22 protein-coding genes are annotated in these 20,217 nt (G+C 72.4%); 11 read left to right on the forward strand and 11 right to left on the reverse strand.

Going from position 1 to position 20,217, the window contains the following annotated elements:
* Window positions 1-5: 5 nt before the first annotated feature.
* Window positions 6-707: a uridine kinase family protein gene (locus OHA91_RS14910; RefSeq protein WP_078959232.1), complete on the reverse strand. Its 702-nt coding sequence runs from the start codon at window positions 705-707 to the stop codon at window positions 6-8.
* 51 nt (window positions 708-758) lie between these two features.
* On the opposite strand from OHA91_RS14910, the gene OHA91_RS14915 reads away from it, so the two are divergent.
* Entirely contained in the window at window positions 759-1,106 is a 348-nt protein-coding gene (locus OHA91_RS14915; protein WP_030851191.1) for a hypothetical protein, read from the forward strand.
* Window positions 1,107-1,317: 211 nt separating this feature from the next.
* Here the strand turns inward: OHA91_RS14915 and OHA91_RS14920 are convergent, their stop codons facing one another.
* The 3 genes from OHA91_RS14920 to deoC are packed head-to-tail and all read right to left on the reverse strand — an operon-like array spanning window position 1,318 to window position 4,626.
* Window positions 1,318-2,229 carry an aldehyde dehydrogenase family protein gene (locus OHA91_RS14920; protein ID WP_328739365.1) on the reverse strand — a complete coding sequence of 304 codons (912 nt, stop codon included), beginning with the start codon at window positions 2,227-2,229 and terminating at the stop codon, window positions 1,318-1,320.
* The gene (locus tag OHA91_RS14925) at window positions 2,222-3,658 is read right to left on the reverse strand and encodes an aldehyde dehydrogenase family protein (protein ID WP_031149729.1); all 1,437 of its coding nucleotides are present in this window, start codon (window positions 3,656-3,658) and stop codon (window positions 2,222-2,224) included. The genes OHA91_RS14920 and OHA91_RS14925 overlap by 8 nt, the downstream gene beginning before the upstream one ends.
* Before the next feature lie 5 nt (window positions 3,659-3,663).
* On the reverse strand, window positions 3,664-4,626 hold the full coding sequence (deoC, locus tag OHA91_RS14930) for a deoxyribose-phosphate aldolase (RefSeq protein ID WP_030896165.1): 963 nt from the start codon (window positions 4,624-4,626) through the stop codon (window positions 3,664-3,666).
* 251 nt (window positions 4,627-4,877) lie between these two features.
* Between deoC and OHA91_RS14935 the strand changes: the two genes are divergently transcribed.
* From OHA91_RS14935 to OHA91_RS14950, 4 genes are all read left to right on the forward strand, one after another.
* The gene (locus OHA91_RS14935; RefSeq protein ID WP_328739366.1) at window positions 4,878-5,930 is read left to right on the forward strand and encodes a hypothetical protein; all 1,053 of its coding nucleotides are present in this window, start codon (window positions 4,878-4,880) and stop codon (window positions 5,928-5,930) included.
* 134 nt (window positions 5,931-6,064) lie between these two features.
* Window positions 6,065-6,700: a PH domain-containing protein gene (locus OHA91_RS14940; protein WP_266498266.1), complete on the forward strand. Its 636-nt coding sequence runs from the start codon at window positions 6,065-6,067 to the stop codon at window positions 6,698-6,700.
* Window positions 6,701-6,802: 102 nt separating this feature from the next.
* Window positions 6,803-7,372, forward strand: coding sequence for a VanZ family protein (locus OHA91_RS14945; RefSeq protein ID WP_037632170.1), 570 nt, complete (start codon window positions 6,803-6,805; stop codon window positions 7,370-7,372).
* A gap of 38 nt (window positions 7,373-7,410) precedes the next feature.
* The gene (locus OHA91_RS14950; RefSeq protein ID WP_031149719.1) at window positions 7,411-7,611 is read left to right on the forward strand and encodes a PspC domain-containing protein; all 201 of its coding nucleotides are present in this window, start codon (window positions 7,411-7,413) and stop codon (window positions 7,609-7,611) included.
* Window positions 7,612-7,620: 9 nt separating this feature from the next.
* Here the strand turns inward: OHA91_RS14950 and OHA91_RS14955 are convergent, their stop codons facing one another.
* From OHA91_RS14955 to OHA91_RS14965, 3 genes are all read right to left on the reverse strand, one after another.
* Window positions 7,621-8,388, reverse strand: a complete 768-nt coding sequence (locus OHA91_RS14955) for a hypothetical protein (RefSeq protein ID WP_266498270.1) — start codon at window positions 8,386-8,388, stop codon at window positions 7,621-7,623.
* A gap of 131 nt (window positions 8,389-8,519) precedes the next feature.
* Window positions 8,520-8,768, reverse strand: coding sequence for a hypothetical protein (locus OHA91_RS14960; RefSeq protein ID WP_030964396.1), 249 nt, complete (start codon window positions 8,766-8,768; stop codon window positions 8,520-8,522).
* A gap of 139 nt (window positions 8,769-8,907) precedes the next feature.
* On the reverse strand, window positions 8,908-10,056 hold the full coding sequence (locus tag OHA91_RS14965) for an adenosine deaminase (RefSeq protein WP_031149714.1): 1,149 nt from the start codon (window positions 10,054-10,056) through the stop codon (window positions 8,908-8,910).
* A gap of 113 nt (window positions 10,057-10,169) precedes the next feature.
* Between OHA91_RS14965 and OHA91_RS14970 the strand changes: the two genes are divergently transcribed.
* The 3 genes from OHA91_RS14970 to OHA91_RS14980 all read left to right on the forward strand — a co-directional run bounded on the left by OHA91_RS14970 (window position 10,170) and on the right by OHA91_RS14980 (window position 12,704).
* A complete protein-coding gene (locus tag OHA91_RS14970; RefSeq protein ID WP_078959231.1) occupies window positions 10,170-10,904 on the forward strand; it encodes an alpha/beta hydrolase in 735 nt (244 codons plus the stop codon).
* A 95-nt stretch (window positions 10,905-10,999) separates the two neighbouring features.
* Window positions 11,000-11,368 carry a cupin domain-containing protein gene (locus OHA91_RS14975; protein WP_031149710.1) on the forward strand — a complete coding sequence of 123 codons (369 nt, stop codon included), beginning with the start codon at window positions 11,000-11,002 and terminating at the stop codon, window positions 11,366-11,368.
* A gap of 265 nt (window positions 11,369-11,633) precedes the next feature.
* Window positions 11,634-12,704 (forward strand): helix-turn-helix transcriptional regulator, encoded by a 1,071-nt coding sequence (locus tag OHA91_RS14980; protein WP_245240076.1) that lies wholly within the window; start codon window positions 11,634-11,636, stop codon window positions 12,702-12,704.
* A 54-nt stretch (window positions 12,705-12,758) separates the two neighbouring features.
* Here OHA91_RS14980 and OHA91_RS14985 read toward each other — a convergent pair whose 3' ends face one another.
* Complete coding sequence (locus tag OHA91_RS14985; RefSeq protein ID WP_408059171.1) at window positions 12,759-13,703, reverse strand: LysR family transcriptional regulator; 945 nt, start codon at window positions 13,701-13,703, stop codon at window positions 12,759-12,761.
* 120 nt (window positions 13,704-13,823) lie between these two features.
* Here OHA91_RS14985 and OHA91_RS14990 point away from each other — a divergent pair, with 120 nt between their 5' ends.
* The gene (locus tag OHA91_RS14990) at window positions 13,824-15,107 is read left to right on the forward strand and encodes an MFS transporter (protein ID WP_328739374.1); all 1,284 of its coding nucleotides are present in this window, start codon (window positions 13,824-13,826) and stop codon (window positions 15,105-15,107) included.
* A 90-nt stretch (window positions 15,108-15,197) separates the two neighbouring features.
* Window positions 15,198-15,911: a L,D-transpeptidase family protein gene (locus OHA91_RS14995; RefSeq protein WP_328739377.1), complete on the forward strand. Its 714-nt coding sequence runs from the start codon at window positions 15,198-15,200 to the stop codon at window positions 15,909-15,911.
* A gap of 22 nt (window positions 15,912-15,933) precedes the next feature.
* Here the strand turns inward: OHA91_RS14995 and OHA91_RS15000 are convergent, their stop codons facing one another.
* Window positions 15,934-17,271 carry an MFS transporter gene (locus OHA91_RS15000; RefSeq protein WP_328739379.1) on the reverse strand — a complete coding sequence of 446 codons (1,338 nt, stop codon included), beginning with the start codon at window positions 17,269-17,271 and terminating at the stop codon, window positions 15,934-15,936.
* 188 nt (window positions 17,272-17,459) lie between these two features.
* On the opposite strand from OHA91_RS15000, the gene OHA91_RS15005 reads away from it, so the two are divergent.
* On the forward strand, window positions 17,460-18,470 hold the full coding sequence (locus tag OHA91_RS15005; protein WP_031149698.1) for a sigma-70 family RNA polymerase sigma factor: 1,011 nt from the start codon (window positions 17,460-17,462) through the stop codon (window positions 18,468-18,470).
* Here OHA91_RS15005 and OHA91_RS15010 read toward each other — a convergent pair.
* Both OHA91_RS15010 and OHA91_RS15015 read right to left on the reverse strand, forming a co-directional pair.
* On the reverse strand, window positions 18,357-18,692 hold the full coding sequence (locus tag OHA91_RS15010) for an STAS domain-containing protein (RefSeq protein ID WP_031149696.1): 336 nt from the start codon (window positions 18,690-18,692) through the stop codon (window positions 18,357-18,359). The genes OHA91_RS15005 and OHA91_RS15010 overlap by 114 nt on opposite strands.
* A gap of 174 nt (window positions 18,693-18,866) precedes the next feature.
* Entirely contained in the window at window positions 18,867-20,144 is a 1,278-nt protein-coding gene (locus OHA91_RS15015; protein WP_328739383.1) for a thymidine phosphorylase, read from the reverse strand.
* Window positions 20,145-20,217 lie beyond the last annotated feature (73 nt).

Below are 20,217 nucleotides of genomic sequence, written 5' to 3' on the forward strand. Positions count from 1 at the left end.
GTCGGCTACGCCGGGGTCGTCGTGCGGTGGCGGCCCGCCGCGGCCGCGGCCAGGCGGCCGAGGGCCTCGTCGCCGGCGCAGGCGTGCGCGCCCAGTGCGACGTGGCGGGCCACGATGCCCCGTTCGGCGCGCATCAGCCGCAGGCCCCTGCGGAGCAGGAACGGCACGGACTTGCGGCCCTCGCGCAGATCGCGGGCGAGCCGGCGGCGGAAGGTCGTCGAGGGGCGTCCGCGCAGGCAGATGGCGTCCGCGAGGAGGCCGAGTTCCTGGCAGCGGGCGGCCACGTCCGCGGCGAAGATGCCCTCCGCTATGAACAGCGGGGTGCGGGCGATGTCGAGGGTGTCCCAGCCGGTGCGGGAACTGGTGGCGATGTCGTAGACCGGCACGTCCGTGCGTCCCGACGCGCACAGCTCGGCGATCGCGGCGACGGCGGTGTCGGCGTCCCACGAGAGCGGGGAGTCCCAGTCGATGTCGGAGCTGCCCTCCACCAGCGGAAGGGTGGGGTCGTCGGCTTCCTTGTAGAAGTCGTCGAGACGCAGCACGGGCAGCCCGGAGCGGGCGGCCAACGAAGATTTTCCGGAGCCCGACGGACCGGTCAGCAGGACGACTCGGGTCGGCGAAGGAGAGGAAGAGCTCACGGGACACCAGTCTGAACCATTCCCCCGGGTAGGGGATCCTCCCGGTGACCGGTTGGTGTCCAGGAACACACCTCCACTACGCTGCGTGCGCACGCGACTACGACCACAGGCGGGATCCCCATGGCACGTCACGCAGCCCCTTCGGCACCGAACCGGCTCCGCAGCGCGGGCCTGACCCTCTCGATGGCCGGCGCCGCACTGGCGATGGCCGCGGGCGGTGCGCAGGCCGGTGAGCTGGACGTTCCGGCGGCCGTTGCCGGGGTCACGGACCCCATCGCGAACCTCAAGGTGAACCCGCTGGCCCACACCGGTGTGGACCCGCTGGACAACGGGGTCGCCACCAAGGTCGCGGACTTCCCCGCGGTGGGCACCACGGCGGTCACGGGGATCCTCACCCAGGGCCCGTCGGTGGGTGAACTCCCCGCTGCGGCGGTCTCGTCCCTCCTGGGCCCCCTGGCCCCCCGCTGACCCCCCGCCGCCCCCGGCGAGTGAGCCGAAGGCGGCGCGTCGGCGAAGGCGGGCGAGCGCCCGGAGTAGCCGCGAGGCGCGAGCGGCTTCGAGGACGCACGCACGCCTGGAGCCGACAACAGCGCCGCCGGAGGCGAACCGAGCCCGAAAACGAAGGAGGCCCCGGCAGCGCGGGGGACGCTGCCGGGGCCGGTCTCGTAGGGGGCCGGTCCTAGTAGGACGAGCCGCCCGCGCCCAGCGACCCGGTGGGGTGCCAGACGGTCTTGGTCTCCAGGAACGCCGTCATGCGGGAGGTGCCCGGGTCCGCGCTCCAGTCGCCCACAGGCTGTGGACGCAGGACGCGCTTGAGGTTGTCGGCCGCCGCGATCTCCAGCTCCTTGGCGAGCGCCGCGTCGGCGCCGGCCAGGTCGATCGCGTTGACGTCCTGGTGGGACGCCAGGTGCGGGCCCATCTCGCCGGCCTTGCCGGACAGGATGTTGACCACGCCGCCGGGCAGGTCGGAGGTGGCGAGCACCTCGCCCAGCGACAGAGCGGGCAGCGGGGACTTCTCGGAGGCGATCACGACGACGGTGTTGCCCGTCGCGATGACCGGGGCGATCACGGAGACCAGGCCCAGGAACGAGGAGTCCTGCGGGGCGACGACGGTGACGACACCGGTCGGCTCCGGGGTGGAGAGGTTGAAGAACGGGCCCGCGACCGGGTTGGCCCCGCCCACGATCTGGCCGATCTTGTCGGTCCAGCCCGCGTACCAGACCCAGCGGTCGATGGCCGCGTCGACGACGGCGGCGGCCTTCGACTTGGACAGGCCCTCGGCCTCGCCGACCTCGCGGACGAACTGCTCGCGGCGGCCCTCCAGCATCTCGGCGATGCGGTAGAGGATCTGGCCGCGGTTGTAGGCGGTCGCGCCCGCCCAGCCGCCGAAGGCCTTGCGCGCGGCGACGACGGCGTCACGCGCGTCCTTGCGGGAGGACAGGGGGGCGTTGGCCAGCCACTTGCCCGTGCCACCCGACGATGTTTTCGCCGTCACCTCGTACACCCGGCCGCTCTCGGAGCGGGGGAACTTGCCCCCGACGTACAGCTTGTAGGTCTTGAAGACGTTCAGACGCACAGAGGACTCAGACATCGAGGTAGGCCTCCAGACCGTGGCGGCCGCCTTCGCGGCCGAAGCCCGACTCCTTGTAGCCGCCGAAGGGCGAGGTCGGGTCGAACTTGTTGAACGTGTTGGCCCACACCACACCGGCACGGAGGTGGCCCGCGACCGCGAGGATGCGCGAGCCCTTCTCCGTCCAGATGCCGGCGGACAGGCCGTACTGGCTGTTGTTGGCCTTGGCGACGGCCTCGTCGGGCGTGCGGAAGGTCAGCACGGACAGCACCGGGCCGAAGATCTCGTCGCGGGCGACGGTGTGCGCCTGGGTGACGTTGCTGAAGAGCGTCGGGGCGAACCAGTAGCCGGCGGACGGCAGCTCGCACGCCGGGGACCAGCGCTCGGCGCCCTCGGCCTCGCCGGTGTCCGCGAGTGCGGTGATCCGGGCGAGCTGCTCGGCGGAGTTGATCGCGCCGATGTCGGTGTTCTTGTCGAGCGGGTCGCCCAGGCGCAGCGTGGAGAGGCGGCGCTTGAGGCTGTCCAGCAGCTCGTCGTGGATCGACTCCTGGACCAGGAGGCGGGAGCCCGCGCAGCAGACCTGGCCCTGGTTGAAGAAGATGCCGTTGACGATGCCCTCGACGGCCTGGTCGATGGGGGCGTCGTCGAAGACGATGTTGGCGCCCTTGCCGCCCAGCTCCAGGGTGACCTTCTTGTCGGTGCCGGCGATCGAGCGGGCGATGGCCTTGCCGACCGCGGTCGAGCCGGTGAAGGCGACCTTGTTGACGTCCGGGTGCTCGACGAGGGCCGCGCCCGCGTCGCCGTACCCGGTGAGGATGTTGACGACACCCTTGGGCAGGCCCGCCTGGCGGCAGATGTCCGCGAAGAAGAGCGCGGAGAGCGGGGTGGTCTCGGCGGGCTTCAGGACGACCGTGTTGCCGGTGGCGAGCGCCGGGGCGATCTTCCACGCGAGCATGAGCAGCGGGAAGTTCCACGGGATGACCTGGCCGGCGACGCCGAGCGGGCGCGGGTTCGCGCCGTAGCCCGCGTGGTCGAGCTTGTCGGCCCAGCCCGCGTAGTAGAAGAAGTGCGCGGCGACCAGCGGGAGGTCCGCGTCGCGGGTCTCCTTGATCGGCTTGCCGTTGTCCAGGGTCTCCAGGACGGCGAGCTCGCGGCTGCGCTCCTGGATGATCCGGGCGATGCGGAAGAGGTACTTGGCGCGCTCGGAGCCGGGCAGCGCGGACCACTTCTCGAAGGCCTTGCGGGCGGCCTTCACGGCACGGTCCACGTCGGCGGCGCCGGCCTGGGCGACCTCGGAGAGGACCTCCTCGCTGCTGGGCGAGACGGTCTTGAAGACCTTGCCGTCGGCGGCGTCGGTGAACTCACCGTCGATGAAGAGCCCGTAGGAGGGGGCGATGTCGACGACCGAGCGGGATTCGGGAGCCGGTGCGTACTCGAAGAGGGATGCCATGGTGATCAGTCCACCGTCACGTAGTCGGGACCGGAGTAACGGCCGGTGCTCAGCTTCTGGCGCTGCATCAGCAGGTCGTTGAGCAGGCTGGAGGCGCCGAAGCGGAACCAGGTGTTGCTCAGCCAGTCCTCGCCCACGGTCTCGTTGACCAGGACCAGGAACTTGATCGCGTCCTTGGTGGTGCGGATGCCGCCGGCCGGCTTCACGCCGATCTGGATTCCAGTCTGCGCCTTGAAGTCGCGGACGGCTTCGAGCATGAGCAGGGTGTTCGCGGGGGTGGCGTTGACGCCCACCTTGCCGGTCGACGTCTTGATGAAGTCGGCGCCCGCGAGCATGCCGATCCAGGAGGCGCGGCGGATGTTGTCGTAGGTCGACAGCTCGCCGGTCTCGAAGATGACCTTCAGGCGGGCGGCGCTGCCGTCGGGACGGACGCAGGCCTCCTTGACGGCCTTGATCAGCTCGTACGTCTCCAGGTAGCGGCCGGCGAGGAAGGCGCCACGGTCGATGACCATGTCGATCTCGTCGGCGCCGGCGGCGACGGCGTCACGGGTGTCCGCGAGCTTGACGGGCAGCGCGGCGCGGCCCGCCGGGAAGGCGGTGGCGACGGAGGCGACCTTGACGTCGGCTCCGTTCAGCGCGGCCTTGGCGGTCGCCACCATGTCGGGGTAGACGCAGACGGCGGCCGTCATCGGGGTCGTACGGTCGGTCGGATCGGGATTGACGGCCTTGGCGGAGAGCGCCCGGACCTTGCCCGGGGTGTCCGCGCCTTCCAGCGTCGTCAGGTCGATCATCGAGATGGCCAGGTCGATGGCGTACGCCTTGGCCGTCGTCTTGATCGAACGGGTGCCGAGGGAGGCCGCGCGGGCCTCCAGACCGACAGCGTCGACGCCGGGCAGCCCGTGCAGGAAGCGGCGCAGCGCACTGTCGGACGTCGTCACGTCAGCGAATGCGGTGAGGGTGGTGGGCATGGTCACCAGATGAGCATATCTACGCGCGTAGCGACCTGTCACCCCCCTCCCCCGATTCCGGGCGATCCGCTACGGAATCGACACCTCCGCCTCCTGTTACCCGGCCATGACAGGAGGGCGATCGTCCACACGCACAAGATCAATAGATTCTTCCCAGCAGCCCGCCAGACCTCACCGGACGAAAACCCGCAGAGAAGAACGCGGCATGCGGCTCTCCTCCACTTCCCCAGGCAACGCTTCAGGGAGTCGTTATGCGTACCGCCCTCCGTGCCTCCCTCGCCACCGCCGTCCTCACCGGCGCGCTCCTCGCCCCCGCCGCGGGCGCCGCGCACGCCGCCACCACCGTCCGGCAGGCTGCCGCGGTCACCTCGCAGAGCGGCGCCGACCGGTTCTCGGGCATCCCGGTCCACATCGGCGAGGGCCTGGTCGCGGTGCTGCGCCACGAGGCGGAGGGCCCGGAGGCCTGGATCCGCGCCGTCGGACCGGACTGGAAGCCCGGCGACAACTACATGTTCCGCGTGCTGACCGTGCTGGACCGCGCGAACCCCGGCGACACCGTCAACGGCCTGGACCTGGAGATCACCAAGGTGAACTCGGCCGCCCCCGTCCTCACCGTCGCGAAGGCCGGCGCCACCAGGTCCTTCCCGCTGCCGCTGTCCGAGGCGGGCCGGACCCACGGCGCCCGGTGCGTCTCCGCCACGCAGCGGCTCGGCCTGCACGGGACGCTGGTCGCCGACCTGACGACGACCCCCGAGGGGCCGCAGGTGCAGTTGGTGGACGGGATCACCAAGGAGCCCTACAAGAAGCTGACGCGCACCGGCCCCGCCCTGGCGAAGGGCGACCTGACCGTCGCCCGCATCGTGAACCCGGGCGCGGCCCTGCCCTCCTTCGAGTACGAGACCCCCGGCGGGGAGCACCCCTTCGGGACGGCGCGCTTCCCGGAGCTGCCCGCGGGCTGCGCGTTCACCTACCCCTTCGAGGACGAGGCCCCCGCCCCGGAGCCGGAGGGCACGCCGTCCGCCGGAGCCTCCACCGCCCCCTCCAACGCGCCGGCCGCGAAGCCGTCGCCCGCCACCGCCGCGGCGGGCCCGAAGGCGCAGACCGCGGGCCGGACGGCCGTCGTCCGAGAGGGCGGCGTCGCCGCCGGCGCGGAGGACACCGGGCTCACTGAGGTCGACGGAGCCGCCGCCGCGGACGCCGACGACTCCACGACCGCCTACGCGGGCGCCGGCCTCGCCGCCATCGTCGCCGGCCTCGGCGCGTCCTTCCTCACTCGCCGCCGCGCCGCCCGCCCCCGGCGCTGACACGCCCCACGCCCTCCGGCCCCGTTCCCGCGGCCCACCGCGTACGCCGGAGCCTTACCCGCGACGGGCCGAGATCGGCTGGTCCGTGTACGCCGATCTCGTCGGCTGAGATGGCGTGGGGCAGAATCGACCCCATGAGCAGCCAGCAGCCGACCGATGAGCCGGTCTACGACGACCGGGTCTACCGCTCCTCCATGGGCGTCGTCTCGGGGGTGCTGCTGCTCGCGCTGACGGCATGGCTCTGCGGGGACGCCGTGGTGCGCGGCTCGGGGAACACCCCGTGGATCGCGCTGGCGGCTGCGCTGTGCGCGGTACCCCTGATCGTGGCGTTCACGATCCGCCCGGCCGTCTTCGCCAACGACGACCGGATGCGCGTACGGAACCCCTTCCGGATCATCGAGCTGCCCTGGGCCGCCGTGGACGCCGTGCGCTCCGGCTACTCGGCGGAGGTGCTGGCCGAGGGGTCGAAGTACCAGCTGTGGTCCGTGCCCGTCTCGCTGCGCGAGCGGAAGAAGGCCAACCGCCAGCGCCTGCGCCACGAGGGCCTCCGCGACCGGGAGGACCGGTCGCCGGGCGGGAAGGTCCGGGCCCCCGCCGAGCCGATGCGGGCCAGTGCGGACCGGATCGTCGACGAGCTCCAGAGGCTGGCCGAGCGCGGGGCCGAGCGGCCCGGCGCCCAGGGCGGCGTGCGCGTGCACTGGTCGTACGAGATCATCGCGCCCGCCGTGGCCGGCGCGCTGCTGCTGATCGTCCTGGTCGCCACCCGCTGACCGGGGCCGGCGGCCGACGGCCGGCACGGACCGTGCGCGCCACCACACCCCCGAGGCGGAACCAGGGCTACCAGGTGATGCGTCCTCGCAGGTGTGCAGCGTATTGAGGCCGACGGCGCTCCCGCCGGCGCCACCGCGATCCCCCTCCGTCTCCGACTCCTGTCCGGGGTCCTTCTCGCCGCCCATCTCCTGGTCGTCGGCTGGCTGACCCTGCGCCCCCTCGACGTCCCCTGGGCCGCCGCCGGCAATCTGACCCCGCTGGAGGGGATCAGGGCCGACCTCACCCTCGGGCCGCTGGAGGCCACCCGGCGGATCGGGGAGGGAATCGCGCTGCTGGCCCCGCTCGGGGTGCTGATTCCGCTCGTCAGCGGGCGGCTCTGGCTGTCGAGGCTGGCCGAGTGGTCCTCCCTGGTGCGGACCACCGCCGCGGGCGCGCTGGTCTCGCTCAGCATCGAGATGCTCCAGAGCGGGGTCCCGGGCCGGGTCGTCGACGTGGACTCGGTGCTGCTGAACACCCTCGGCGTGCTGCTGGCGCACGCGGCCGTCGTACCGGCACTGCGGGCACGGATGCGCCGCTCACATGCCGTTTATCAGGGGGACACCCCGAAGATTTCCAGGGTCGGGCTCGGCCCCTGGACCGACGTTCTGTCGGCGGTCCAGCGGGAGTATTGAGTCATCGCAAGAAAGCGATCCCGACGAAGGAGAACCCCATGAGCGCCCTGGTCCGCCCCCGTGACGGCCGTTGGATCGGCGGAGTCTGCGCCGGACTCGCACGGCGTTTCGGAATTTCCGCGAACGCGATGCGCGCCATATTCGCCGTCTCGTGCCTGCTGCCCGGCCCGCAGTTCCTGATCTACATCGCGCTGTGGGTGCTGCTGCCGAACGAGAAGTCCACGTCGACCGCCTGGTAGCGGGGCCGCTCAGCCGGCCTTCCGGACCTTCTCCAGCTGCTTGTCGGTCACTTCCTGCGGCACCAGGACCTTCTGCCGGCCGCCCGCCACGTTGAGTGCCATCAGCCGCACGACGGTGTCGCCCTCGCGTACGACGACCAGGTGGACCGGCGCCGAGACGCCCTGGCCGGCCGCGGTCGTGGTCCAGCTGACACTCTCGTCGCCGCTCGTGCGGTAGTCGGCGGTGCGGACCTCGCGGTAGCTGCCGGTCTGCTTGTCGACCGTGGCGGAGAAGCCCGTGCCGCAGGCGGCGACGGCGGCCTTGAGCCGGGCGAGCAGCGCCTTCGCTTCGCTCTCGGAGTAGGAGCTGACGGAGGCGGAGACAGCGAGCCCCGTCTGCTTCTGGGATCCGATGCCCCGGTTGACGGTCTCGCGCGCGGCGGGGTCCGGCTTGTCGCCCATGATGTCGGCGAGCGGCTGGCAGGCCTTCTTGTCGGCCTGCGGCTGGCCGTCCGGGGCGCCCGGGTTCTTGCCCTGGGCGGAGACCTGGTAGCCGGGCAGGTCGCCCTGGGCGAGCGCGGACCGTTCCAACGTGGTGCCCCCGGCCTTCGGCGGGGCCGATCCGGCCGGGTCCGGGCTCGCCGCGGGGGCGCCGGGCGCGCCGCCGGCGCTGCCCTCGGACCCCTTGGGGTCGGGGGACCTTCCCGTCGCGGGGGCGTCCGTACTGCTGCACCCCACCGCGGCGAACAGCAGGGCGGGTACCAGTGCGACCAGCGTCGCTCGTGCCTTCATGCGCATGACCGAGAACCTCATACCCAGTGCGTCGGCGGGCAGTTGGTGGTGATCGTGGCACACCGCACGGCGGCACACACACCTCGTCGAAGAGGCGTGCGACCGCCGTGCGTGCGTTCGTCCGTCTCGCGTCGGCGTCAGCCGTTGAGGGCGCCGGTGACCGGGCCCAGCAGGCCGGTGACCGCGGCGGTGGGGTCGCTCGGCTGTCCCTCTTCGGCCTTCATCTGCTGCTGGCTGGTAACACCCTCGAGCGCGCCGGTGGCGGTGCCGAGCGCGTCGGTGATGCCGATGGCGGGAACGGCGGCGGAGGCGGTACCGGCGGCGACGGCGGCGAGGGCGGCACCGACGGCGGCGGCACCGAGGAACTTGGCAGCTGACTGCTTCATGAAAGGTATTCCTTGCGACGGGGAATTGAGCGGCTCCGCAAACTAGTCACTTCAAACCCCCGCCCGCAAACATCCGCTAATACGAGAAAGCGCCCGGAAATTGCCTCTCCCGGGCGCTTTCAGTACGTCATGCCATGGCCTAGGCCGAGACAGAACCGCTGGTGGAGGCGGTCTGACGGAACAGCCACTCCGACTTCAGCTCCGCGTAACCCGGCTTGATGACCTCATTGATCATGGCCAGTCGTTCATCGAAAGGAATGAACGCGGACTTCATCGCATTGACGGTGAACCACTGCATGTCGTCCAGCGTGTAGCCGAAGGTGTCCACGAGGTGCTCGAACTCGCGGCTCATGCTGGTGCCGCTCATCAGGCGGTTGTCGGTGTTGACCGTGAGCCTGAAGTGCAGCTTCCGCAGCAGGCCGATCGGGTGCTCGGCGTACGAGGCGGCCGCGGCCGTCTGCAGGTTCGAGGTCGGGCACATCTCCAGGGGGATGCGCTTGTCCCGGACGTAGCTGGCCAGGCGGCCCAGCTTGACCGAGCCGTCCTCGGCGACCTCGATGTCGTCGATGATCTTCACGCCGTGCCCGAGGCGGTCGGCGCCGCACCACTGCAGGGCCTGCCAGATCGACGGCAGGCCGAAGGCCTCACCCGCGTGGATCGTGAAGTGGTTGTTCTCGCGCTTGAGGTACTCGAAGGCGTCGAGGTGACGGGTGGGAGGGAACCCGGCCTCGGCACCGGCGATGTCGAAGCCGACCACGCCGTTGTCGCGGTAGCGGTTGGCCAGCTCCGCGATCTCCAGCGCGCGGGCCGCGTGGCGCATCGCGGTCAGCAGGGCGCCGACGCGGATGCGGTGGCCGTTGGCCTTGGCGCGGCGCTCGCCCTCGCGGAAGCCGTCGTTCACTGCCTCGACGACCTCTTCGAGGGTCAGGCCGGCTTCCAGGTGCTGCTCGGGGGCGTAGCGGATCTCGGCGTACACGACGCCGTCCTCGGCCAGGTCCTCGGCGCACTCGGCGGCGACGCGGAAGAGGGCCGCCTTCGTCTGCATGACCGCGCAGGTGTGCGCGAAGGTCTCCAGGTAGCGCGGCAGGGAGCCGGAGTCGGCGGCCTCGCGGAACCAGATGCCGAGCTTGTCGGCGTCGGTCTCGGGGAGGTTCTCGTAGCCGACCTCGCGGGCCAGCTCGATGATGGTCCCGGGACGCAGTCCACCGTCGAGGTGATCGTGCAGGAGCACCTTCGGGGAACGACGGATCTGATCCGGGGTCGGCAGGTTGGGGGTCTCGCTCGTCATCTGCGCACTCTACTCCTACGCGCGTAGAGCGTCTTGTCCCCGGCAGGCGTCGATATGTAACAGAGACCGCGCGGACGGATGGCGTACACCCGAAGGTCTGAGACTGTTCCGCCATGGCACAGCATGCGCCGCCGGCGCGCGGGGCCCGCCTGGGGCGGGCGGCCGGCGCGAGAACCGGCTCGGGTCCGACGGAAAGCCCGGTCAACGGGGTGGTGCTCCTGCTTCCCGGAGCTTCCAGATTCTCCCCCGGCCCCCTGCGTCCGCTCGCGCGGGCGCTGGCCCGGGCGGGCGGTACGGACGGTCTGGTCGCACACGCCGTCATCCACGGCGGGGAGTCCGCGCGGGAGGAGCAGGCGCGGTGGGCGGCGGACGAGGTGGTGCGGCGCTACGGGGACGTTCCGGTGTGCCTGGCCGGCTACGACGCGGGCGGTCTGGCCGCGCTGCGGGCGGCGGGGCACGGGGCCGTCAACTCGGTTCTGGCACTCGCCCCCTGTTTGGCGGAGGGGGTGCCCGCCGACTCCCCAGAACCGGTGAAACAGCTGTCGGGGCGGCAAGTGTTGATCGTGCACGGCACCAACGACGCGCGCAGCGATCCGGAGATCTCCTTCCGGCTGGCGGAGCGGGCGAAGAAGGCGAACCGCTCGACGTGCCGGTTCGAGGTGCACTCGGACGGGCACGGGCTGCGCGAGCACCAGGCGGAAGTGGTGGCGCTGGGCGTGGACTTCGTCCTGGGCGCGGTCTTCTCGGGGCGGTACTCGCGCCCCGTCACGGACGCCCTGGCCGCGCCGCCGCCGCTGGGCCTGAGGATGCCGCTGGCCTCAGGCTTCGGGAGGTCGCTGCGGGGGTGAGGGCCCGGCCGGGACGCGGACGGCGAAACGGGCTCCCCGGCGTACCGTGAGAAGTGGACTCGGGGTGCTCGCTCCTCTCCCGGAGGCGATCGGCGATGACCGCAATCGACTGCAGGAACTTCGACCAGCCGGACGAGACCAGGCCGTTCGTCGGCGGCATGGGCAGGCTGGACCTGGTGGACACCGGGGACGGGGCGGTCGGGCGGGCCGTGTTCCTGCCGGGCTGGAAGTGGTCGGAGCACGTCCAGCCGCTGGCCGGGACGGACAGCTGCCGGGCCGACCACACCGGGTACGTCGTGAGCGGCCGCATGAAGGTCGTCATGGACGGCGGGGAGAGCGCCGAGTTCGGTCCCGGCGACTACATGCGGGTGCACCCCGGGCACAACGCCTGGGTGGTGGGCGACGAGCCCTGCGTGACGCTGGACTGGACCGGCTTCTCCGACTACGCGAAGCCCTCCGCCTGACGGCCCGCGGCGCCGGGGCCGGGCCGGGCCCGGCCGCGGCCGCGGCCGCGGCCGGTCGTTTCGCGCCGGTCCGTCCGTACCCGCCGTTCCGCCCCCTCTCGGTCGGATGGCACGGATGGACCGGCGCGATCGCGTTCCCCCTTCACGCCGTGTGACCACTGTGCCGCTTCGGCATATGCCGAATGGGTCTTCTCAGGCGTCGTCTTGCCGCCTTGCGGGAACACGAGGGGTTTACGAACAGGTCCACACCGGGACGAATACGCACATGCCAGCCGAGGGAACCGGAGCGTCCGGGGCGACGGCCGGGGCAGCCGGTGCGTCCGGGGAGCTGACCCCCGCCGCCCGGCGCCTGTACGCGTACGCCGTCGAGCGGCACGCCTTTGACGCGGACGAGGCCACGCGGGCCCTCGGCGTGCGCGCGGCCGCCGCGATCACCGAGCTGGCCGCCGCGCACCTGCTCCAGCGGGCGCCCGGCGGCGGGGCGGACCGGTGGAGCGCCGTGGCACCGCGGGCGGCGGCGGCCCGGGCTCTGGCCCCGCTGGCCCTGCTCGTACGGGAGACCCACGACGAGATGGACCGGCTGCGCGGGCGCCTGGAGGCGCTCGTGCCCGCGTACGAGGCGGGGACCGCGCACCGGGACCTGAGCGGGGCGGGGCACCTGGAGCTGGTCACGGACCTCGGCGCCGTACGGGGGCTGATCGCGGAGCTGGCCGCGGCGTGCGAGCAGGAGCTGCTGACCTCGCAGCCGGGCGGCGGCCGTCCGCTGGAGACCCTGGAGGAGTCGATCGGACGGGACGAGTCGCTGCTGGCGCGCGGGGTCCGGATGCGCACGATCTACCAGCACACGGCCCGCTACTCGCGGCCCACGGCCGCGTACGTGGAGCGGGTGACGGCGCTGGGCGCGCAGGTGCGGACGCTGGGCGACGGGCTGATGCGGATGCTCGTGTTCGACGGGCGGACGGGGCTGATGGCGGTGCCGGAGCGCAGCGGGGCGGCGCTGGTGGTGCGGGAGCCGAGTGTCGTGCACTTCATGACCTCGGCCTTCGAGCGGTCGTGGCTGGGGGCGGAGCCCTTCCCCACGTCGGTGAGCCCGGAGGCGGCGCGGTCGATCTCGGACGAGCTGCGGCAGACGATCGTGCGGCTGCTGTCGGAGGGGCTGGAGGACAAGGTGATCGCGCGCCGCCTCGGCATGTCGGAGCGGACGTGCCAGCGCCACATCGCGGAGATCATGCGGGCGGTGGGCGCCAAGTCCCGCTTCCAGGCGGGCTACTTGCTGTCCTCGCACACCGCCCCCACCGTCCCCGGCCCGGGCGGCGGGGGCGGCACGGCCCAGTAGGGCCCCGGTCCGCTGTGCCGGTCGTAGTACGCGCGCGGCTCCGGGCGGCGGCCATCAGTTTTCGCTCTGGTGGCCCTCCTGCGGCGCGAGCGGTTCCAGTTCCGGGATGAGGCGGCCTCGGCGGGAGAGGAGGAAGCGCTTGAACGCGGCGACCGGCGGGGTGTCGGGGTGGCCGTCCAGCCAGGCGACGCCGATCTCGCGGACGGCGCGCGGGGCGGTCACGTTCAGCTCGACCACCCCGGGGCGGGCCACGGCGGGAGGCGGCAACAGGGCCACGCCGAGGCCGGCGGCGACCAGGCCGCGCAGGGTCTCGGCCTCCTCGCCCTCGAAGGCGACGCGGGGGGTGAACCCGGCTTCCGCGCACAGGTCGTCGGTGATGCGGCGCAGGCCGTAGCCGGCCTCCAGGGTGACGAAGGTTTCCTCCGCGGCCTCGGCGAGGCGGATGCGCTTGCGGCCCGCGAGGCGGTGGTCGTCGGGGACGACCAGGCGCAGCCGCTGTTCGTCGAGGCGGCGGGCGACGAGGTCGGGGGCGTCCGGGAGCGGCGAGGTGAGGCAGAGGTCGAGTTCTCCGGAGCGCAGCTTCTCCAGCATGGCCTCGCCGTAGTTCTGGACCAGGGAGAAGCGCACGCGCGGGTGGTCGGCGCGGAAGGCGCGGATGAGGCCGGGTACGGTCTCGGGGCCGAGGGTGTGCAGGAAGCCGAAGGCGACCTTGCCGTAGGCCGCGTCGGCGTCCTGCTGGACGGACTCGGCGGCGTGGGCGATGCCGTCCAGGGCCTGTTCGGCGGAGGCGAGGAAGGTGCGGCCCGCCGTGGTCAGGGCGACGGTGCGGCCCTTGCGGGCGAACAGGGAGACGCCCAGGTCCTGTTCGAGGCGGACGATGGCCCGGGACAGGGTGGACTGCGGTACGCCCAGCTCCTGGGCGGCGCGGGTGACGTGCTCGTGCCGGGCGACCGCGACGAAATACGCCAGCCGGGGCGCCAGCGAGGTTGTCACTGCCATGTCTTCTACGTAACGGTTCGTCGACATCCACGCTCCTGACCTCTACTGATGCAGCAGTGGATCGATTATCGCGATTCTGTGCATTGGACGCATGAAAAGCAGAGGCCTACCGTCGAAGGCATGCCTCCCGTTCATACCGGGGCACCCGTCATCACGGGTGCCTCCACCGCGTCGTCCCCCGCACCGGCACCCCACTCCCCCGGCCGCCCCGGCTACCGCCGGATGAGCTTCGCGCTCTTCGCCGCCGGACTGGCGACCTTCGCCCTCCTCTACTCCACCCAGGCGCTGCTGCCCGCGATCTCCGACGACCTCGGGGTGACGGCGGGTCAGGCCAGCTGGACGGTGTCCGCGGCCACCGGCGCCCTCGCGCTGTTCGTGCTCCCGCTCAGCGCGCTCTCCGAGCGGTTCGGCCGCACCCGGGTGATGACCTGGTCGATGGCGATCGCCGTCGGCGTCGCGCTCCTCATCCCCTTCGCGCCGAACCTGGAGTGGCTGGTGGTGCTGCGCGCCGTGCAGGGTGCGGCGATCGCCGGCATTCCGGCCTCCGCGATGGCGTACCTGGCGGAGGAGGTCCAACCCAGGGCGCTGGTGGCCGCGATCGGCCTGTTCGTGGCGGGCAACTCCATCGGCGGCATGAGCGGCCGCCTCGTCACGGGCTGGGCGGCGCAGCTGGGGGGCTGGCGGGCGGGTCTGGCCGCCGTCGCCGTGATGGCGCTGGCCTGCGCCGTGGTCTTCCTGGTGATGCTGCCGCGGGCGCGGTTCTTCCGCCCGGCGTCGCTGAACCCGCGCGCGGTGGGCCGTACCGTCGCCGGTCACCTGCGCGATCCGCTGCTGCTGCGGCTGTACGGGATCGGCGCGCTGTTCATGACGGTCTTCGGCGCGGTCTACACGGTGATCGGCTACCGCCTGGTGGACGAGCCGTTCTCGCTCGGCCAGGGCGTGATCGGGTCGATCTTCCTGATCTACCTGGTCGGTACGGTGTCCTCCGCCGCGGCCGGCAAGCTGGTGGCCCGTACGGGGCGGCGCGGCGCGCTGTACCTGGCCGTGACCACCACGGCGCTGGGGCTGCTGCTGTCGCTGTCGGACTCCCTGGTGACGGTCGTGCTGGGGCTGGTCCTGATCACGGCGGGCTTCTTCGCCGGGCACGCGGTGGCCTCGGCCGCGGTGAGCCGGACCGCGAAGACGGGCCGCGCGCAGGCCTCCGCGCTCTACCAGTCGGCGTACTACCTCGGTTCCAGCGCGGGCGGCACCCTCGGCGCCCTCGCCTACCACGACGCCGGCTGGGCGGCCACGGTCGGCATCGCGCTGCTCGCGGTGCTCGGCGTCGTCTCGATCACCCTGTACGGGACGCACGCGGCCCGCGCGCAGCGGCGCATACCGGCTTCCGCCGCAGGCGCGCGCTGACGGGAACTTCGCTTCCACCGGAGGCAACCCCTGCTCGTTTTCCGGGCATTCAACACGGAGGACGAAGTGCGGTGAGCAGGGGAGGACCGGATGGGGACGCGGAAGGCGCGCGGACGGGCAGGACGGCGCACGGCGGTGTGGGGCGGGGCGGCGGCGCTGGCGCTGCCGTGGGCGGTGGTCGCGGGAGGCGGAACGGCAGAGGCCGCCTCCTGCAACCTGTCCACCGGGCCGTACCAGCGCCAGGTGGAGAAGTTCCTGGGACGGCCCGTGGACGGCAGGCAGTCGGCAGCCGACTGCACGGCCGTCAGGGCCTTCCAGACCAAACACGGGATAAGCCCGGCCCAGGGCTACGCCGGACCGCTGACCTGGCAGGCGATGAGCACGATGCTGGCCCAGCGGGCGGCGGGCAGCGCCCCGAACAGGGCGGGTGACTGCCCGGTGGACCGGGGGCGGATCGCCTGCGTGGACCTGACGCGGCAGCTCAGCTGGATCCAGGACGGCGCCACCCTGAGGTACGGCCCCGTTCCGGTCCGCACCGGCAAGGACGGCACGGAGACCCGGACCGGCCTGAAGAGGATCTACCACCGCAGCATCGACCACTGGTCGACGGTCTACAACGTGTCCATGCCGTACGCCCAGTTCTTCGACGGCGGCATCGCCTTCCACTCGACCGCCAAGAGCATGTGGAACCCGCCCGGTTCGGGCGGCTGCGTGAACATGCGGTCCGCCGACGCCAAGGCGTACTGGAACCTGCTCGGGAAGGGTGAGGACGTCTACGTGTACGGCCGCAAGCCGGGCACGTAGGCCGTCTCTTCCGGATCCCGCCTCAGGCGGGCGCGGCGGCGGCAGCCGGGGCCGGAGCCCCGGCCAGGGCGTCCAACCTGCGCAGGCTGGCGCGGCGTTGGACGAGGGACAGGCCGGCCACCGCCGCCCCGAGGGCGATCCACCCGGCCGGACCGGCCGCCATCACCGCCCCGGTGAGCAGCAGCGGGCCCGCGGACTTCTGCACGGACTGCGCCATGCCGGCCACGCCGAGGTACGAGGCGCGCGCCTGACGGGGCGCGAGGGTGACGGCGAGCTCCCACGAACTCACCGAGCGCATCAGCTCGGCCGCGGTGGCCAGCACCGCCGCGGCGAGCAGGGCGGCCGAGGCGGCCCAGGCCCCGCCGCCGGTCGCGGCGGCCAGGAGGGCGCAGCACAGGAGCGTGGTCAGTCCGTACAGGGCGACGGCTCCCGCCGCCTGGCGCGGCCCCCGGACCTTCGCCGACACGCGCAGCTGGAGGACGACGACGAGCACGGTGTTGACGACCAGGAAGGCCGGGACCAGTTCGTGCGGCGCGGTGGTGCGGCTGACCAGCCACAGCGGGATGCCGATGGCCAGGATCGAGTCGTCGAGGTGCATCGGGATGTCCAGCAGGACGAACCGGAGGTAGCCGCGGTCCCGCCACGGACTCGGCCCCCCGGCAGCGGGTGCGGCCTGCGGGGCGGCGGCATCGGCATCGGCGGTGGGTGCGGTCACGAGCCCGCGGCCGCGCGGCTCCCGGGTCCGCCACACCAGGGCGGCGGCCACGAGGAACGACAGCGCGTCGGCCAGGATGAGCACGTGGTAGGCCCCGCGGGTGCCGACGGCGAGGCCGATGGCGGCGAGTCCGGCCCCGAGCGCGTAGCCGGCGTTCGCCGAGCTGCGCGAGAGCGCCTGGTAGGTGGCGCGCCGATCGCCCGCGACCCGGGTGGCGAAGAGCATCTCCAGGGTCTTGGCCGCCCGGTCTCCGAGGTGGGTGACGGCCACCACGGGCAGCAGCAGCGCGAAGTCGGTGACGACGAGCAGCAGGCAGAGGGCGACCAGGCGCAGCAGGTGGGCGCAGATCAGCAGGGAGCGCACCGGGAAGCGGTCGGCGAGGTGGCCCGCCAGGGGCGAGCCGGCGATGCCCGCGACCCCGGACGCCCCCAGCAGTATGCCGACCTGTCCGGCGTCGAGGCCGATGACGAAGGTGAAGTAGAGGACGCAGGCCGCGGCCCAGACGCCGGTGCCGGCGCGGTCCAGCAGCTGGGCGAGGAGCATGATCCGCGCGTCGCGGCCGCCGGGCGGCCGCCGCAGCTGCGCCACCAGACCGGGGTCCCGGTCCTCGCGCCGTGCCTTCCGGATCTCCCCGCCGCGCCGCATCCCAGGCCTCCCCGCCCGCCGTCCAGGTATCTCGACATCGAGATACAGGGGAAGCCTGCATCAAATTAATCTTGACGTCAAGATACTTGATGTCGATACACCTGGGCGTCTCCGCGCTTCCGGCTGCCCTTGTCAGACCCCTCGGGTAGGTTCCGAAGCAGCCACGAACCTCAGGGGGATGGACCGACATGAGCGACCTCGCCACCACCAGTAGCGACCTCGACGCGGCGATGGACCGGTACCGGGTCGAGCTCACGGGCTACTGCTACCGGATGCTCGGTTCCGCCTTCGACGCCGAGGACGCGGTGCAGGACACCTACATCCGCGCCTGGCGCAGTTACGAGAAGTTCGAGGGCCGCTCCTCACTGCGGTCGTGGCTCTACCGGATCGCCACCAACGTCTGCCTGGACCTGCTGAACGCCGGGAACAAACGGGCCCGTCCGATGGACCTGACCGCCCCGCAGCACCAGTCCTCCGCCGTGCTCAACCAGCGGCCCGAGGTGACCTGGCTGGAGCCCGTCCCGGACGGCCGGGTGCTGCCGCAGACCGCGGACCCGGCCGAGATGGCGCTCGCGAAGGAGTCCGTGCGGCTCGCCTTCGTCGCCGCCCTCCAGCACCTGCCGGCCAAGCAGCGCGCGGTGCTCATCCTGCGCGAGGTGCTGGCCTGGAAGGCGGACGAGGTAGCGCAGCTGCTGGACACCACGGTGGCGTCGGTGAACAGCGCGCTCCAGCGCGCGCGGGCCACGCTGGCCGGGCAGCGGATGCGCGAGAGCGAGTCGGCCGACCCGCTGGACGCGGGGCAGGCGAAGCTGCTGGAGCAGTACCTCGCCGCCTTCGAGTCCTACGACATCTCGCGCCTCACGGCGCTGCTGCACGAGGACGCCGTCCTGTCCATGCCGCCGTTCGACCTGTGGCTGCAGGGCAAGGCGGACATCGCGGCGTGGCACCTCAACCAGGGCATCGGCTGCAAGGGCTCCCGCCTGATCCCGACGACCGCGAACGGCATGCCGGCCTTCGGCCAGTACCGCCCGCGCGAGGACGGCAAGCCGGGGCACACCCCGTGGGCGCTGCAGGTGCTGGAGGTCTCAGACGGCCGGATCGTCGGCCTCAACGCCTTCCTGGACACGGCCCGGTGGTTCCCGCTCTTCGGCCTCCCCGAGCAGCTCGACGAGTCCGACGAGGCCCAGCAGGGCGCGTAGCGCGGGCGCGGCCCCGGTCACCCGCAGCGGCCGCCCCCGGGCGGTCAGCCGCAGCCGGGCCAGCACCTCCACGGCGCCCAGGCCCGGCGCGGTGACGGCGCGCGCGTCGCACTCCACCGCGCGCGCCCCGTCCTCGTACAGCCGGGCCAGGCGCGCGCACAGGGATGCGGCGTCGCGCGCGGTCGGGGCGGGTCCTGGCAGCACGAGTCGGGTGGTCTCCACGAGGGGATGACTCCTCGGCCCGCCGGAACTCATCGGCACGGCCGGAGGGGGACCAGCGGCGCGTACCGCGACCGGGCGAGGCCCTGCCGCGGCTGTGAGGTCGCCGGTCCCAGCATGCCGAACGGGACCGGCGGGGGTCCACCGGTCCCGTTCACCCGAAAGGGAAGCCGCAGGTCAGGCGATGCGGTCCAGGATGATCGACGTGGCGGAGAAGGCCGTACCCGCCGTGGCGATGTCGTACGTGCCCGCCAGGGACGCGAGGGCGTAGTCGAACCTCTCCGGGGTGTCCGTGTGCAGGGTCATCAGCGGCTGGCCCGCCGTCACCATGTCACCCGGCTTCGCGTGGAGCTCGACGCCCGCGCCCGCCTGCACCGGGTCCTCCTTGCGCGCGCGGCCGGCGCCCAGGCGCCAGGCGGCGACGCCGACCCCGTACGCGTCCAGGCGGGTCAGGACGCCCGACTCGGGGGCGATGACCACGTGCTGCTCGCGGGCGACCGGGAGGGTCGCGTCCGGGTCGCCGCCCTGGGCCGCGATCATCCGGCGCCAGTGGTCCATCGCGGAACCGTCGGCCAGGGCCTTGGCCGGGTCGGCGTCCTTGATGCCCGCCGCGTCCAGCATCTCCTTGGCCAGCGCGATGGTCAGCTCCACGACGTCCGAGGGGCCGCCGCCGGCCAGGACCTCGACCGACTCGCGGACCTCGAGGGCGTTGCCGGCGGTGAGGCCGAGCGGGGTCGACATGTCGGTGATCAGCGCGACCGTCTTCACCCCGCTGTCCGTGCCGAGGCCGACCATCGTGTGGGCCAGCTCCTGCGCGTCCGCGAGGTTCTTCATGAAGGCGCCGGTGCCGACCTTGACGTCCAGGACGAGCGAGCCCGTGCCCTCGGCGATCTTCTTCGACATGATCGAGGAGGCGATCAGCGGGATCGCCTCGACCGTGCCGGTGACGTCGCGCAGCGCGTAGAGCTTCTTGTCGGCCGGGGCCAGGCCGTCGCCCGCCGCGCAGATGACCGCGCCGGTGGTGTCGAGGACGTGCATCATCTCCTCGTTGGAGAGCAGCGCACGCCAGCCGGGGATGGACTCCAGCTTGTCGAGGGTGCCGCCGGTGTGGCCGAGGCCGCGGCCCGACAGCTGCGGCACGGCCGCGCCGCACGCGGCGACGAGCGGGGCGAGCGGGAGGGTGATCTTGTCGCCGACGCCGCCGGTGGAGTGCTTGTCGGCGGTCGGGCGGGAGAGGGCGTCGAAGTTCATGCGCTCGCCGGAGGCGATCATCGCCGCGGTCCAGCGGGCGATCTCGGTCCGGTTCATGCCGTTGAGCAGGATGGCCATGGCCAGGGCGGACATCTGCTCGTCGGCCACGACGCCGCGGGTGTAGGCGTCGATGACCCAGTCGATCTGCTCGGGGCTCAGCTCACCGCGGTCCCGCTTGGTCCGGATGACGGAGATGACGTCCATGAGGTGCTTCCTTCTACGCGCATAGAGAGAGGGAGGAGAGGGGATCAGGGAACGGAAGTGCGACGGCCCTCCG

Origin of the sequence: Streptomyces erythrochromogenes, from assembly GCF_036170895.1 — a bacterium.
Taxonomy (GTDB): domain Bacteria; phylum Actinomycetota; class Actinomycetes; order Streptomycetales; family Streptomycetaceae; genus Streptomyces; species Streptomyces erythrochromogenes.